This is a genomic window from Clostridioides sp. GD02367 (genome assembly GCF_045900275.1).
Taxonomy (GTDB): domain Bacteria; phylum Bacillota; class Clostridia; order Peptostreptococcales; family Peptostreptococcaceae; genus Clostridioides; species Clostridioides difficile_A.
In genome coordinates, this window is record NZ_JBJODK010000003.1 from 395557 (window position 1) to 409847 (window position 14291).

15 protein-coding genes are annotated in these 14291 nt (G+C 27.4%); 2 read left to right on the forward strand and 13 right to left on the reverse strand.

The window, feature by feature from the left end:
* Positions 1-323 precede the first annotated feature (323 nt).
* From Q3223_RS06110 to Q3223_RS06145, 8 genes are all read right to left on the reverse strand, one after another.
* Positions 324-1226: a radical SAM protein gene (locus Q3223_RS06110; RefSeq protein WP_054270240.1), complete on the reverse strand. Its 903-nt coding sequence runs from the start codon at positions 1224-1226 to the stop codon at positions 324-326.
* Between the two features lie 53 nt (positions 1227-1279).
* A complete protein-coding gene (locus Q3223_RS06115) occupies positions 1280-1741 on the reverse strand; it encodes a pyrimidine dimer DNA glycosylase/endonuclease V (RefSeq protein ID WP_054270239.1) in 462 nt (153 codons plus the stop codon).
* Between the two features lie 51 nt (positions 1742-1792).
* Entirely contained in the window at positions 1793-2248 is a 456-nt protein-coding gene (def, locus tag Q3223_RS06120; protein ID WP_054270238.1) for a peptide deformylase, read from the reverse strand.
* A complete protein-coding gene (locus Q3223_RS06125) occupies positions 2229-2483 on the reverse strand; it encodes a helix-turn-helix transcriptional regulator (protein WP_054270237.1) in 255 nt (84 codons plus the stop codon). Before Q3223_RS06125 ends, def begins: the two co-directional genes overlap by 20 nt.
* Positions 2484-2579: 96 nt before the next feature.
* On the reverse strand, positions 2580-3296 hold the full coding sequence (locus Q3223_RS06130; RefSeq protein WP_054270236.1) for a hypothetical protein: 717 nt from the start codon (positions 3294-3296) through the stop codon (positions 2580-2582).
* Positions 3293-3976, reverse strand: a complete 684-nt coding sequence (locus tag Q3223_RS06135) for a hypothetical protein (RefSeq protein WP_054270235.1) — start codon at positions 3974-3976, stop codon at positions 3293-3295. Before Q3223_RS06135 ends, Q3223_RS06130 begins: the two co-directional genes overlap by 4 nt.
* Complete coding sequence (locus tag Q3223_RS06140) at positions 3973-4818, reverse strand: ABC transporter ATP-binding protein (protein WP_407811774.1); 846 nt, start codon at positions 4816-4818, stop codon at positions 3973-3975. The genes Q3223_RS06135 and Q3223_RS06140 overlap by 4 nt, the downstream gene beginning before the upstream one ends.
* A 113-nt stretch (positions 4819-4931) precedes the next feature.
* Positions 4932-5522 (reverse strand): TetR/AcrR family transcriptional regulator, encoded by a 591-nt coding sequence (locus Q3223_RS06145; RefSeq protein ID WP_054276654.1) that lies wholly within the window; start codon positions 5520-5522, stop codon positions 4932-4934.
* Between the two features lie 277 nt (positions 5523-5799).
* Between Q3223_RS06145 and Q3223_RS06150 the strand changes: the two genes are divergently transcribed.
* Positions 5800-6033, forward strand: a complete 234-nt coding sequence (locus tag Q3223_RS06150) for a hypothetical protein (protein ID WP_054270232.1) — start codon at positions 5800-5802, stop codon at positions 6031-6033.
* Positions 6034-6248: 215 nt separating this feature from the next.
* Here the strand turns inward: Q3223_RS06150 and Q3223_RS06155 are convergent, their stop codons facing one another.
* The 5 genes from Q3223_RS06155 to add form a co-directional block, all read right to left on the reverse strand.
* Positions 6249-8636, reverse strand: coding sequence for a cell wall-binding cysteine protease Cwp13 (locus Q3223_RS06155; RefSeq protein ID WP_407811775.1), 2388 nt, complete (start codon positions 8634-8636; stop codon positions 6249-6251).
* Between the two features lie 192 nt (positions 8637-8828).
* On the reverse strand, positions 8829-9584 hold the full coding sequence (locus tag Q3223_RS06160; RefSeq protein WP_054270230.1) for an acyl-CoA dehydratase activase: 756 nt from the start codon (positions 9582-9584) through the stop codon (positions 8829-8831).
* 24 nt (positions 9585-9608) lie between these two features.
* On the reverse strand, positions 9609-10760 hold the full coding sequence (locus Q3223_RS06165) for a double-cubane-cluster-containing anaerobic reductase (RefSeq protein ID WP_054270229.1): 1152 nt from the start codon (positions 10758-10760) through the stop codon (positions 9609-9611).
* 196 nt (positions 10761-10956) lie between these two features.
* The gene (locus tag Q3223_RS06170; RefSeq protein WP_054270228.1) at positions 10957-11697 is read right to left on the reverse strand and encodes an EcsC family protein; all 741 of its coding nucleotides are present in this window, start codon (positions 11695-11697) and stop codon (positions 10957-10959) included.
* A 71-nt stretch (positions 11698-11768) separates the two neighbouring features.
* Positions 11769-12758, reverse strand: a complete 990-nt coding sequence (gene add / locus Q3223_RS06175; RefSeq protein WP_054270227.1) for an adenosine deaminase — start codon at positions 12756-12758, stop codon at positions 11769-11771.
* 264 nt (positions 12759-13022) lie between these two features.
* On the opposite strand from add, the gene Q3223_RS06180 reads away from it, so the two are divergent.
* Positions 13023-14243: a sodium/glutamate symporter gene (locus tag Q3223_RS06180; protein ID WP_407811776.1), complete on the forward strand. Its 1221-nt coding sequence runs from the start codon at positions 13023-13025 to the stop codon at positions 14241-14243.
* The last annotated feature ends 48 nt before the right edge of the window (positions 14244-14291 follow it).

The following is a 14291-nucleotide window of genomic DNA, read 5'->3' on the forward strand; positions in this document are numbered from 1 at the left end:
AAAATAAAAAAACCACAGAGTTTACTCTGTGGTTTAACTTCAAAAAGATGAGTTTAAATAAGAGTAAAATAGAACCAAATATTTTTAAGCACAACAATAAAACTGTAGTTTAACTTTGTTTGCTTATTAAATTTGATTTTATTCACTCTTTTCCAGAAATACTTATATCAACGATTTTATGATATCAAGTATCACCGAACAACATCATCCTTTCATATTTTTATTTTATGAATTAATTATATATTTAATATTTATATTTGTCAATAAGATTTAATTTAAACATTTCACAATCATTTCTCTAAAAATATTTTTTATATCTGAAATTAATCAAAAAAAGATAACTGTACATCTTGTGTTTTTTTTAATTTTTCATTCATTACCTTAGAGTAACTACTTGATAAATAATGTTTGTTTCTAAGTTCATTGACCATTTTATACAATTGATTTTTATACTCTCTATTAGCTGAGCCTGTACTATATAGTATTGATAATTTATTAAATAATTCAGGAAACTCTTTTTTAACAAAGTCAAAAAAGACACCTCTAGTTAGCCCTCGTAAGTACAATATCCCAGGCAAAACGTAATGTACATTACATTCTCTTGCATATGTAAATAAAGAATTTATATTCTCAAAATCATCTGTGATATACGGTATAATTGGCATAATATGCAATCCAACTGATGCGTTAGTTTTTCTGAACTCTTTTAACATATTAAACCTTCTCATTGAATCTACACCATTTGGTTCAATAAGTTTTTGTATATCTTTATTTACTGTTGTGATTGTAGATGCTATGTTTATGTATGTAATCCTAGATAATTTGTCAATCAAATCATAATCTCTCAAGATTAAATCCGATTTTGTGGAAATAATAGCTGGTGTCTTATACTTTATTAATAGATTTAATATTTCTGGCATAATTTTATAATCTTCCTCTATTGGTTGATAGCTATCTGTAACACCACCTATATTAATTACTTCTCTGTTCCACTTACTGCTTCTAAGTTGTTTCTCAAGTTTTTCTACTATATTCGTTTTCACATAAATCTCTTCAAAATAATTATTAGAATTAATATATTTATGAGAATAAATAGCATAGCAGTATTTACATCCATGCTCGCATCCACGATAAATATTTAAATCCCATTTATAGGGCATACTTCTTTTTAATTTATTACAAGCTATTTCACAATTTATTGGAATATATTTTACCTTAGTATACAAATAATCACCTCTTTATACATAATAATATCACAATATTAAATCATAATAATTAATTAGAGTAGGTAATTTCCAGACCATAATTTATAATCTTCACCATATTTATAAAGTAATATCTTCCATTCATCCATGGGTATTCCTCCACAGGTCGCTTTTTCTTCTAAATTATATAAGCACTGCCTCAAATATATTTTATTGTGCCAAGAATTATATAGATTCTCTAAACTTAAACTATGCACCTTAGATATATCATTTGAGAAATTGTTGTTTTCCCACTTTAATATACTTATGTATTTGAGTTCATTCGGCTTATAATTTCTCTTTAACATTTCATCATGTATAATTCTTGTATAAAACTTAAACTCGTCTATACTATAATCCAAGACCTTATTAACTAATAGATGGTTTGGTGTACCTTTTTTATCTATAGAACCTTTTATAGCAAGTAGTTCTCTCCATTGACTTACTAATTGATTTTTAGGTAATACATCAATTAAATCCTTATGCCATAATCTCATAATTTAACTCCTCACTATAAAATATTTTCTAAATTTAATCCTAAGTATATCTTATAACTTTACATGTTCAATAATTTTATCTGTAAAAACTATACCATTTAAATGGTCTATCTCATGACAAAGACATTTTGCCATAAAACCTGAACCTTTAATTTCTATTTTTTCACCATACTCATTTAAAGCTTGTACTGTAACTTTTTTCGGTCTTTTTAATTTTCCCCATGTTTCAGGAAAACTTAGACAACCTTCAACAACAATTTGTTCTCCTTCTTCTTTAACAATTTCAGGATTAACAAGCTTAATAAGACCTTCTCCTAAATCTATAACAACTAATCGTTTTAATACTCCTACTTGGCATCCAGCCAGTCCTCCACCATTTGGCGTATTATACATAGTCTCTGCCATATCATTTAATATCTCTCTTATCTTATTATTTACATTTTCTACATACTTACTCTTTTTTCTTAAAATTTCATCATCAAAAGTTCTAATCTCTCTTAGAGCCATAATGTTCCCCCCTACTTATCTGTGCTCTTGATTTTCTTTCACTTTCTTCAAATAAAAATACACTCTCAATTGGCTCATTAAAAACACTTGAAATATCATATGCTAACCATATTGAAGGTTCATTTTTACCAGTTTCTATAGCATTTATCGCCTGTCTAGACGTTCCAACTAATATGCCAAGTTGTTCTTGTGTTAAACCTAAATTTTCTCTTAATATCTTTATTTTATTTTTCATACATACTCCATTCATGTAATGTTAACCTTACATTTCAAATGTAACATTTTTTACTCTCAATGTCAAATTAACCTTACATTCATTCTATAAATTGTCTTACTTGATTATTTTTTTACTAAATTTTTTAAATAGTAAAAAAATCCATACTAATGATATAAAAAATGAAATAAATACATATATATAATTACTTTCCTTAAACGCCTTTGACAACCAAAATGTTGGCAAGAAAAAGAGAATATATTGTACTCTATTAAAAATAAAAAATGGTGCTAAAATACCCATTATAAAAACACCTGATAATTTAGTAATAGCCATTCCTTCCAATTTATTTGAGGATAAAGAAATCACCAACATTGATGTAATGGTTGCTTGTAACAAAGCTATTAAAGAAATTAATATGTTTGACAAGAAAGTGATTTTAGTTAAAGAAAAAATCATTAATAAAACTACTGTAATAACAAATGCTAAAATAGTTGGTATTCCAAGTCTTGAAATAAGATAACCAGTTTTACCAAGTGGGGTTACTATTAAATACCTTGAAATATTGTCATCAATCTCTCCTAATATGACCATTGTAGAAGCAAAGGAGAACATAAAAGGTGTAATAAAAGCCATAAGCAAATCAAACATCAAGAAATATGACTTTAAATTTAACTGATAGTAAAACTTATCAGACAATATATCTTGTATTAATGGTATTCCAAATTTTATAAATACTCCACACAGTATTGGAGAAACACATACTACAAAAAGGATGGCATCTCTTTTAACTTGCCCAAACTCTTGTTTAAAAGCATTTATAATCTTTATCATAATTTTACTCCACCTACCTTTTTCCAACTACTACAAATAAAATAATAGGTTATAAAATAAGTTATTATTATCATTAATATTAAAATTAAAATATTAATTACTATAAAACTTTTATCCCCACTAATAAGAGAAATACATACATTAAAAGGATAAAAATCTATATATGATTTTGTGTCAATAAATACATTGAGTATTGGTGGAATAAAACATATAATCTCAATAGGAATAGTTGAAACAATAAACTTATTTAAGCTAGATACTCTACTTGCAATCATCAATCCAAGTAAAGAAAATATAACAGAAGAAAAAAAAGTTCCTATAATTATTATTACAATGTTATCTAAATTTACTGCACTGGCAATAAATATAGCAACAATACTAGATATTATTCCTAGTGAAATTACCTTTGATAAAATGTATTCTGACACTTTTACTGGAGATACAGTTAAAGAATTTAAAACTCGTTGACTTTTCTCAAGAAGTACAATAGCCCCCATAAAAAACAATCCCATTGCTGCTGGGTCAGAATAAATCATAATTATGGCTATCTTTTCTCTCATAAAAGTCGGAAATACATTGATAACACAAATATATATAATACTTAAAATAATATATAAAAAATAAAAACCATATTTAAATTGAAACTTTATATCTCCTACTATAAGGTTTTTTAGTCTCATTGTAAGTTCCTCCCTGTTATCTCAATGAAAATATCATTTAATGTTGGTTCGCTACTATGTATTGATAAAAGTTTATTTTTTTTAATAAGCATATTCAAGTTTTTGTCATTACTAGTATTGTTCAAAAAACATTCAGAAGTTTTTTCTCCATTATCAAAATAAGTATATCTGATTTTGATAGCTCCTTTTGACATGATAAGGTTATGTGGTGTATCTAATGCAGATATTTTTCCATTTACAATAAACGCTACCCTATCACAAAGCTCTGTTGCATCCAGCATATTATGAGTTGTTAAGATAATAGTTTTACCTTTAGACTTTTCTGATAAAATTATGTCTTTCATAATTTTGCTGTTTGATGGGTCAAGACCACTTGTTGGTTCATCCAAAAATAAAATATCTGGATTATGTAATAAAGCTTTTATAAAATTTAGTCTAGATTTCATCCCTTTTGAATATTCAGATATCTTTTTATTTCCTTCATTTTCTAAACCTACTGATTTTAATAGTTCATCAATAGGTAGCAATTTTTGGGAATATAAAGAACCAAAATATTTTAGATTTTCTATTGCAGTCAATTTTTCATACAAACTTGGAAATTCAAAATCAACACCTATATTTTCATAAAATTTATTTGAACATTTTTTACTTTCTATTCCATTAACAACTACACTTCCTTTGTAATTGGTTATCATGCCAATTAGAATCTTTTGTAGTGTTGATTTTCCTGCCCCAGATGGACCTAAGAATCCTAGTATTTCCCCCTTCCCTACTTTAAAATTAATATTTTGTAAAAAATCTCTATCTGTGTAACTAAATGATAAATTATCAACCTTAATCATTTTATACCATCCTTTCTACTTTTTGACCATTTTAATTATATAGTCAATAAAAGATAATTTTTTTGTTTGTTAACTATTCTCTATAAAAACAATTAGCAAACAAAAGTTAAACTCTACTTTATAAGTTGTATAACTAATCCATGTATCATTAACCTTAAAGCATCTTCAAAGCAATCACTTCCAACTTCTCGTTTATATAACATAGTAAGAAAAACTGCTCTAAAAGCGCCACTAAAGCTTTCTATATCCTTATTTTTTGCATTTGGTATATAAGATATAATCTCTCCAATTTCAAAATCATCATGTTTGAAATGTTCTTCCATTATAGAATCTGGTAACTTTCGCATTAAGATTTCAAGTTCTCCACTTACCATAATATTTAAAATCGAGGTACTATCAACTAGTTTATAAAATTTCATAAATATTTCTGTCAATTGCTCACATGTAATATTTTCATCTATCCTCCCTATTTCGTACAGAATCTGTTTCTGTATAGAATCATGTATATCTCTAAGTACCTCAAAAAAGAGTACTTCTTTTGATTGAAAAAATAAATAAAAAGTTCCTTTTGGTATTTTTACCCTTCTTACAAGCTCATCAACAGTAGTCTTTCTGATACCATATTGCTCCATACATAAGCTTGCTTCTTCCTTAAGCCTTTTTATTATATACTCTCTTTCTTTATCAGAATATGATTTAGGCATTTTTTCTCCTCCATTTTGACTAAAATATTTTATACAGTCAATATAATACTTTTTTTATTAACTGTCAATAGCTTTATTAATATACTTAAAAATCTTCGAAAATTCTGAATTTTTTATAGCATTTTTTATTCTATAGTGTTATAATATAAGTATAAATAATATATTATTCTAATTTTCATATCTATTTGCTTATTTTTTAACTTAGTTTCTAATAGAAGTAATCATATTCATCTTTTTAAAAATTTCATTTTTAATAAAAAATAAAGGAGTTGATTTCATGACTACTACTACAAAGAACCGTTTTCAAGATTATGTACAAGAAAACTTAAATAAATATGTTGAAGTGCATTCTTATTTTAGCAGTTGTCCTCTATATGGTGAAATTATAGAAGCAGACAGCTTATCAATTACACTTTGCTCAAGATATATAGATGACTCTAATCCAACTTTAAACGAAACTTACACATTATATTTACCATTAAGCTCAATAATATCTATTAGAACACTATAAAAAGTTAATTATATATGGGTTATTTATATATAAAATGCAAAATTTTCTGTATAAAATAACCCTTTTTATTTGTGTTTTTAAATGTATAATATGCAAATTAAAAGCTGAAAATAAAATTTTATAATTATTGATTATTTTATTTATCAATAATTTAAAATAATTATTTTCAGCTCTTATTAATAAAAATTACTAATACATATTAATATTTAAGTATCTTATTTAGCACTCTTTAATTTTACTAACTCTTTAAATGCATTTTGATTTGCTCCACCACCAACTTGAGTTACTTTTTCTAAAGTCTTGTTTTTAAGAACTTCTTTTTGGCTATCAGCTAATTTGTCTCCAACTAAAATTACTGGTGAACCAGTTTTAGACCCTAGAGGACCAACTGCCAAGCCATCTATCAAATCATTTTGACTCTTAATTCCATTTTTAACTACAAATGCATTTTTTAAAGTATCTTTTTTATAAAAATTATCTATTATCTTGGAATTAGTTTCATCTCTACTACTACCAGATAATCTAATTGGATTTTTCAATTTACTCTCTAAATTACTTGATAAAGATACTGTTCCTCCAATAATATAAGATTTATCTATATTTAATGAATTTAAAAAATCATCAGCTCCTTGCAATTCGCTTTTTTCATTTGCAAGTATAATTGGTATATTATTTTCTGCTGCGGCTGCTCCTACACTAATGGCATCAGCTAATCCCTTTACTCCATTAACAACTGCTATTTGAGAAACACTTTTTATACTATTTAGTTTTTGGGCTAATATTAAACTTGTCTTATATCTATCACTTCCTGATATTCTCTCTATTGATATGTTTAAGTTTTTTAATTGTTGTTCAATTTCTTTACTTATAGAATTCTCTCCACCTATTAAGTATACTTTCTTAGCACCTAATCTTTGTATCTCAGCCTTAGTCTTTGAATTCAAAGTTTCTTTTTGTGTTAATAGTATTGGCGAATTGATAGCAGATGTAAAAGGAGTTGCTGCTAATGCGTCCACTATTGAACCTCCATTTACTAAAACTACGTTTTCTGAAGAATTAAAACCATTTTGACTAACTTTGATAGCAGTTTCATATCTATCACTACCAATTAAAGACTCATTTGGTATACTCTCTCCAGAAGACTTTTCTGTAACAGCTTTTATAGTGAAATTACATGGATAGAAGTTGCTATCTCTATTTATATCGAAGAATTTTCCAGTACTATCTATAACGTAACTTTCACCTAAATTAGCTTTTGCTTTAAATGTATCGTATCCTGGTACATTTGATTCAGAGCCTATAGTTGATTCTCCATTTTTTGCCTCTATACTGACTACAATTGCTCCTTTTCCTGCTGGTATATCAAAAGAATCAATTGGAACTGTTATGTATCCTGAATATTGTGCAGTACCTTCTTTTAACTTTTTCATATTATTCTCTTGAGGTATACCATTTACTACTGGAGCATAATATACTTCATATTTAGCCCCTATACTCTCAGTTAAGAACATTACAGATTTTAGAGTCTCATCACCTCTATTAAAATCAAATACATTTGCAGCTGTTATTTTGTTTGAAATTAAAGGAACAATACTTGCATAGTCATGTTGATACATTTTTTCGTCATCATTTGGCTTTTGACCACCTTTGATTGAAAAGTTATCTATATCAGACATAAGTGTTTTATCTTCATAAGATATCCAGAAATATCCATTCTCAGAATTATAATCTCCCCAGCTATTTTTTATTAGCCAAGCACCATTTTTTGATGGTTTAAGGTTTGCATTAAAACTGTCTTTAGAATAGTTATCATCCCAGCCCACAATTGAAATAGCATGATTAGTATTAAAACTTTTGGTTGGACAATAGTATGCATTTTGATTTTCACTTTGATATTTAATATCTTCATAATAACCAGATGTTACTGCTCCATACTGCAATATAGCATTTTTTGTAGAATTTATATCATTACTTACACATACAGCATCTGTTACATTAAAAACAGTTGGAGCTGTATTCATATTAGTTGGCTTTGTAGCTCCTTGTGCTTTAGATACTTTACCATTGTATGGAATGTCTTTTTCCAATTTAGGACCTGACCAAGATGTTAAATAGCCCATAGCTTCATAATTTAAAGCACCATCCATGTCATTTACAGTCCATCCATATTCACCCTCTGAAGCCCACCATCTTAGATGTTCTTCTGATAAATCATAATCTCCATAGTTATTTAATTTCAAGAAACTCTCTAAAGTTGCCATTGCAGCGAAATCCCAGCATATTCCTAGATTTTCTTGATTTTTTACTGATGTCATAAGACCTAATTTTCTAGGGTCATAAGATGCTGGTGCGGTTCTTCCTTTACTCTGAATTTGAGTACCTTCCAGTTGATATGGATTTGGTATAATACCATTATATTTTTCTGTACGTCCATTTTTAGCATCTTTTAGATATTGTTTATAAGTTTCACTGTATTCTGCTTTTTTTATCTGATTCAATGTACTACTACTGTCAGCTGATACAGGAATTGTTGACATTACTAAAATAGATATTAAAAATAGTGCAACAAATCTTGCTGCTTGTTTTGAAGCAAATTTCTTCACGCGTTCTCCCCCTCACTTCGATCTAATTTTAAAAACTTTAATGTTATATATGATTAAATATAAATTATTTACAAATATATAATCATTTAAATCAATTATACCAAAGTTTCCCTTTATAAATAAACAAAATAAAATAAAAAACTGGATTTATCCCAAATAAATCCAGTTTTCTTGTTTTATTTTTAATATATTTTATCTAAACCCTATTACAGCAGCCCCTAAGGCTCCCATTATTTGAGTATCTTCTGCAATAAAAATTTTTCTGTCCAGTATTTCTTCTATCATTTTTACTAATTCTTTACTCTTTGCAAGCCCTCCAGTAAATGCAACTTCATCTATTATCTCACCTCTTGCCAGCATTGAAGTAGATTTATTTGCAATAGATTTAAGTATCCCTGCTGCTACCTCTCCAGTAGAAATATTTTGAGCTAAAAGACTTACAATTTCAGATTCAGCAAAAACTGTACACATACTAGATATATTAACTGGATTATGTCCTTGAGCTAATGTATCAATACTTTCTATATCACTTCCCAAAAGATTAGAAGTAATTTCTAAGAATCTACCAGTTCCTGCAGCACACTTATCATTCATTATAAAATTAAATACATTTCCATCTCTATCTAAGTTTATAACTTTACTGTCTTGACCACCTACATCTAAAATAGTCCTTATATTCCTATTTAAAAAATAAACTCCTCTAGTATGACAAGTTATTTCTGTCACTTTCTTATCAGCAAAATCCATTACTCCTCTTCCATAACCTGTCCCTACTACTTTTTTTATATCTTTTTTATCAATTTCACTACTTAACAACTCATAGACCTGTTTAGATGTACTTTTAGGGCTCCATCCAGTTGGTATAATTATTTTCTTAATAATTTTTTCACCATCGAATAATACACCTTTTGTTGCCACTGACCCTGAGTCCACTCCTATACTAAACATAATTCCTCCTACTTTTATGTATTCCTACAACATCTCTACAAACGCTTCAAATCTAGTTCTCAATTGTTCAGTATCTGATTTTGAATAATCAGTCTCAAGAGACATAAATGGCTTGTTTTTTTCTTTTGTAACAAATTCTCTTATTCTATAACTTTCTATATTAAATGTATGACATGCTTGTAAAACTACATCTATTACAGCATCAACATTATATTCATCTATTATTCTATCTAATAATTCAATACGATTATCATTATTCATCATACAAGAACATCCTATGTTTATATACTTTTGTGTTAAAGCATCATAAACATCTTCTATTTCTTCATCAACTAACAAATCATTTGATCTAATAGCTCCACAAAGTTCATATGCCACAACTGAAGCTCCTGCATCTTCTAAAGTCTTAACTATTTTTTCGCTTATTCCACCAATAGGAGAACCTGTTATTAATATTCTTGGCTTATCTTTTTTAACTGGACATTCTCCTTTTTCATATCTTTCTTTCATATCATCTATGACTTTTCTTAAAGATTGCTTAAGTTCCGTACGGTCAAATTTGAAGCCTGCTTGATATAAAACATTATGTAGCTCAAGCCCTGTAAGTGCAGATGGTTGCAATTTACCAAGTGCATAAAACTCTTTTAAAAGTTCTCTTTCTTCATTTTTATCTTTTATAGCAGCTCTTATATCATCTTCTGTTATAGTCACACCTAAGGATTTCTCAACCTCATCTTTTAATCTTATCATTTCATCCTTCCAAAGCTTATAGGCAAATTCACCTTTTGATGTATTTGGAAGATGCATTACATAAGTTGGTTTAACCTTTGCAAGTTCTTCATACATCTTTTTCTTACCATCACAAGTAGTTTCTCCTATTAATAAATCAGAAAAATAGAAATATGGACAGGTATCTGTTATTGCATGCCCATAACTTGATTTTATTAAAGGACAAAGATTTCTTGGAAGTACTCTTTCTGCATCTGGTATTGGCTCTTCACTAACTCCACATACACCTACTACAGTTGCACCAGCTGCCATTGGAATTTCAACTGGAGTGAAGGTACAGAAAACTCCAACCATCTTTTTCCCACTTTCTTTAAGTTCCTTTGCATTTATAAATCCTTTTTGTCTAGCTTCATTAAAGCTATCAAATTGTTTTGGCAAATTTGTCATGAAAATATTCCTCCCAATTACTTTTCTTCATAGTTTAGCTTGTATTTTTAACAGTAAGAACTAAATTTTTCCATCAAAATACAAGCCTTTACATTAAATTCTATCATGCTTTACCTTTTATCCATAATCGTTTTTATCAATGCGAATATAAGTATATATAGATATATTGTATAATCAATTTTATCTCTTGTTATACTTATAAATTAAGTTCTCTAATTCTCAATCTATAAGCATATACAGCAGTTTCATGTAGTTTATCAATTAATTTTCCATTCACATAAAATCCTACAAATGCTCCTATTCCAGGCATTAGTTGCAGAAATTTAGCTAAATCTAAATAATCTCTATATTCTTGTTGAAATGTCTTCCAATCAAAATCGTTAATATCTTCTGGTAAACTCTTCACATATTCATCCCAGTTATTCATCAATTTAAAAGTTTCATTTATATGATGTTGGCTAGAGAAAGCCAATTGTAATATACTTAATATATAAATTCTTTCTCTATAATCCTTAACATCATAACCATATATTGAAGCAACATCATATAAAAATTTTATTTTAATCCCTAGAAGTAGGGGAAAATCAGAAAGGCCTAATAGAATTCCCCCAGCCCCTGTTCCTGCTCCTTCAATCATTGCAGTAGTTTTGTAATTTTTAGCTTTTTCTAAAACTAATTTTTCTCTTTCTTCTAATGTCATATTTCTTATTGGTGGTTTTGTAGCGTATTTGTACCCAAACAACACAGTCTTTGTCATTCCCTTTATCGAAGAAGTTATTACTTCATGGTATTTATCTGGCAATACTCCATTAACTTTATTTTGTATACCTTTTGATGCCTTATCAAATATTGAAGGTTTCTTTAATATATTTTTCTTCCATTCTTCAAGTTCTTTTTTAGCTAGTTTAATATAAGAGATGTCTTCATAACTTTTCACGTTTTTTCTCCTAATCTAATATATTTTTGTTGATTCATTAAGTGGATTTAAAGTTTAAATAGCTTAATCTGTTAAATTAAGCTATTTAGATACTTTTTAGTTTTTTCATCTGCAAAACTAGCTTCTACTGTATTTCTGTACATTAATTTATAATCTTCTAATCCTAATTTAAATGTACTAAATATAACATTTAGTTCTGAATTTAAGCTTATATCCGATACAGTCCTGTTATCTGTATTTATGCTTACATGTAAATTATCTTTATAAAAATTATAAAATGGATGTGTCTCATAAGAATCTACCGTTTTAGTTTGTACATTACTAGTTGGACATAATTCAAGTAATACTTTTTTATCTTTAACTAAATTATAGGCCTTTTTATGTTTGTTAATTTTTACACCATGACCAATTCTATCCGCTTTTAAAATATTTATCGCATCTACAACATTTTCTCCACTTGCTGCTTCTCCTGCATGTACTGTAACTTTATATCCATATTCTCTTGCTAATTTAAAAGCCTCCTCATATTCCTTACAAAAACCTTCTTTCTCTGGCCCACATAAATCTACTGCAACAACACCTTTATTTACAAATGATTTTCCTTCTTCAATTACTAATAATGCCTCTTTTGAAGTCATAGTTCTCATACAACCTAATATCAAATTTCCTTTTATATCATAAATACTTTCAGCTTCTCTAATACCTTCTATTATACTTTCAATTATGCTTTTAATACTCATACCTTTTTGGGTGTGAAGTAATGGTGCAAATCTAATTTCAATGTATTTTACATTTTCTTTACTTGCATCTTCCAAAAGTTCAAAAGCAATTCTTTTTAAATTTTCCCTAGATTGCATTACTTTTAAAGGCAAATCAAATTTTTCTAGATATTCATCAAGTGAAGTACAATTAAAAGAAACTTTTGCTAATTTTTTTATTTCATCAATATTATCTGAAGGTAAATCTATTTTCTCTTTAATAGCTATGTCAAACATAGTTTCTACTCTAACACTTCCATCTAAATGGCAATGTAAATCTATCTTAGGTAAATTTTTAAACATTTTATCCTCCTACTAATAACATTCTAAACATATTTTTAAGTCTTATTTCTATTATATCAATATACTAAGGTTTTTCATTCTAAAAAAATTATATCTCTTTAAAATATTTTAATTTAATTTATGATTATCTAATTATATCTACTGATTTTTATTAATATACATTTATTAATATACATTTATTAATATACATTTGATAATAAAATTCTAGTACATGAGAATTTAAATTATACAATTAATATTTTAAATTACAAAGGAGGACTTATTTTGATTACCTTAACTTTTGATATGGTACAAACCTTAACACTATCTATTTTATTTTTTTTAATTGGTAATTTATTAAAGAATAGAATTAACTTTTTAAATAATTTCTGTATACCTGCTCCAGTAATAGGAGGTCTGTTATTTTGTTTTTTAAACTTATTTCTTAAATACTTTAATTTAGCAGATATATCTGTAAGTGGAAATTTAATGCCAAATTTTATAACCTTCTTTTTTACAACAATAGGACTTGAAATAAGCATAAACCTTATAAAAAAAGGTGGTAGTGTATTATTTAGATATTGGATTTTGTGTGGAGTACTTGCATTTTGTCAAAATATCCTAGCTATTACAATATCAAAGATTATAAAACTTGAACCTCTTTTAGGACTTATGTGTGGTAATGTATCTATGGAAGGCGGTCATGGTTATTCTGCTGCATTTGGACTTACAATAGAAAATCTTGGTGTAAATGGAGCAGTTGGAGTTGGCTTATCTGCTGCAACAATAGGACTTATTATAGGTGGTATATTAGGCTGTCCTGTAGCTAGATTTTTAATAAACAAATATAAACTAAAACCCTCAACAGATATAGATTTATTAAATTCTAATTACAATAGAAAGACAAATAAAATAAGAAATAATGACTTCTCTCAAACAATAACACCAACTATATTTTTAGAACAGGTACTTATCATATTTATTTGCATAAATACAGGAGAAATCATAAGTAGAATATTTTATATAATGTTTAATATTCTTTTACCTTCTGTCGTAACTTGTATGTTCTCAGCCGTTATTTTTAGAAATTTAAATGATAAAATAAATATACTGAAATTAAATTTTAAACTTATTAATTTTCTAAAAGAACTTTCATTAGGAATTTTTTTGACTTTATCACTTATGAATATAGATTTATTTGAATTATCTACATTATTACCTCCTATTCTTCTAATAGTAACTTTCCAAGTGATTTTTATAATCCTATTTTCAGTATTTATCTGCTTTAGAATTCTTGGAAAAGACTTTGATTCTGCCATCATAATAAGTGGTTTAATTGGACATGGAATAGGGGCTACTCCAAATGCTTTAGCAAATATGAGCTCTTTGACACAAAAATATGGTGATTCTCCAAAAGCATTTTTGGTAGTTCCACTAGTAAGTGGATTTTTGCTAGATGTTATCAGTATCCCTTGTATATTATTTTTCATAAACATACTAAGTTAGTATGTTTATTTTTTTGTTATATATTGACAATTTGCTATTTTTGTTATA